The organism is Neobacillus drentensis (assembly GCF_036962765.1).
GTDB lineage: Bacteria > Bacillota > Bacilli > Bacillales > Cytobacillaceae > Neobacillus > Neobacillus drentensis_C.
Genome location: NZ_JBALOS010000308.1, coordinates 8,122 through 10,036 on the forward strand (window position 1 = coordinate 8,122; position 1,915 = coordinate 10,036).

Annotated in this window: 2 protein-coding genes; both read right to left on the reverse strand. The window is 39.0% G+C overall.

Translation table 11 applies throughout. The features are described from left to right. The coding region (locus V7137_RS27820; RefSeq protein ID WP_335701062.1) for a TRAP transporter large permease at nt 1-1,201 on the reverse strand (1,201 nt) is incomplete at its 3' end. A gap of 1 nt (nt 1,202) precedes the next feature. Next, on the reverse strand, nt 1,203-1,700 hold the full coding sequence (locus tag V7137_RS27825; protein ID WP_335701063.1) for a TRAP transporter small permease: 498 nt from the start codon (nt 1,698-1,700) through the stop codon (nt 1,203-1,205). Nucleotides 1,701-1,915 lie beyond the last annotated feature (215 nt).

Here is a 1,915-nt window from a genome sequence, read left to right on the forward strand (position 1 = left end):
TCGCTTTTGTCCCCTGCTGGATCGTGACCTTCCCGATCGCACATCCGACGAACAGAACCGTTCCTACCGGCGGCGTTAATAGGCCAATCCCTGCATTTAAAATGAGGACGATACCAAAGTGTACTGGATCCATTCCAAAACTCGTTACTACGGGAAGGAGAATAGGTGTCATAATTAATATCATTGGTGCCATGTCCATTGGTGCCCCTAGAAGCAACAATAAAATATTAATAATTAATAGAATAATAAGTGGATTATCAGAAATACTTAAAAATAAATTGGTTACCATAGAAGGTATTTTCAAATAGGCTAATATCCAGCCAAAGGAAGCAGAAGCGGCGATTAAGAAAAACACCATCGAAACGGTTCTCATCGTTCGAGTTAAAATTTTCCATACATTCGTGAACTTAGCTTCTCTGTAGACAACAAATGCTAGAATAAAAGAATACAAACAGGCTAATGCTCCTGATTCCGTTGCCGTAAACCATCCACTCAAAATCCCGCCCAAGATAATGACTGCTGGGCTTAGAGATAGAAGTCCGTGGAGAAGAATACCACCAATTTCTGACTTTGGAACAGGGTCAGCTTTTTGATAGCCTCGTTTTCTGGCAATAATATACCCAGTGATCATTAAGGAAATTAACATAATAAATCCAGGAACAATCCCAGCCATAAATAAACTTGCGATCGACACACCACCGGCTGCTAAGGAATATAAAACAAGATTATGACTTGGCGGGACGACAACCCCTTGAATGGCAGAGGCGATGGTTACACCCACAGCGTAATCTGCTTCATACCCCTTCTTTTTCATCATCGGAATCATCACTGACCCAACAGAGGAAACGTCCGCTACGGCAGAACCGGAGATATTTCCAAAGAACAAGGCAGCGACGCTGTTCACCATAGCGAGGCCCCCGCGGATTCGACCGACCATTAAACTGGCAAGATTCACAATTCGAGTAGCAAGTCCGCCTTCACTCATAATTTGTCCAGTCAAAATAAAGAACGGAATCGCCAGTAAAGAAAAGGAATTCATCCCTTGGATCATCTGCTGGCCAATTACTGGAAGAGGTATCCCTAGATAGATTACCGTTAGTAATGACGATGCAATCAGAGTTAGGGCAATGGGAAAACGAAGTAAGATTAAGATTACAAAGCTTGAAAGTAAGATGATGATTCCAATTGTATTGTTGTCCACGTTACATACCCTCCTCTATCTCTTTGTGGCGAGTGGTGTTAATGTTAAAGAATTGTAGAAGCGAATATACACAAATCATAATTCCGGTGATCGGCATGACCGCATATGTGACACTGCTTGGCAGTTTTGTAGCCGGCAGAGTGGATTCCATCATCAAAACCGTAAAGCCCCATCCCTGTATTACCAGGTACAAACCGAAAGCAAAAATAGAGGCACTGATGATTTTATCTAAGACCTTATTAAAACTCTTCGGAAATAGATTCGTGAAAGAATCAATTCCTAAATGGATATACTCACGAAATCCAATAGCGATGGCCATAAAGGCAAACCATGCTAGTAACAAGAGAGTGATTTCCTCTGACCAAAAGAAAACAAAATTAAATAATTTCCGTGTCGTTACTTGAGTGGTTACGACAAAAATTAAGGCAAGTAACGCAAGTAGAGTGAATTTTTCAAAAATAGAATCGATGAATAGACCCACTTTTCTAATTACATTCATATGATTTCCTCCAAACTGAAAACGTTTTCTTGTATTCATTTTAAGAATCTTTAGACTTTTATTGAATGTTCTTTTTTTAGAATAATTTGTGATTTTTTTAGATAAACTTTGAAATCTATTCCTATTGAAAGCGTTTGCCTTTTTTCGTTAGTTTAATAAACGAATAAATTATATTTACAACTTAACATTTTTTCTCTTTTCCATCAACTTTGTAT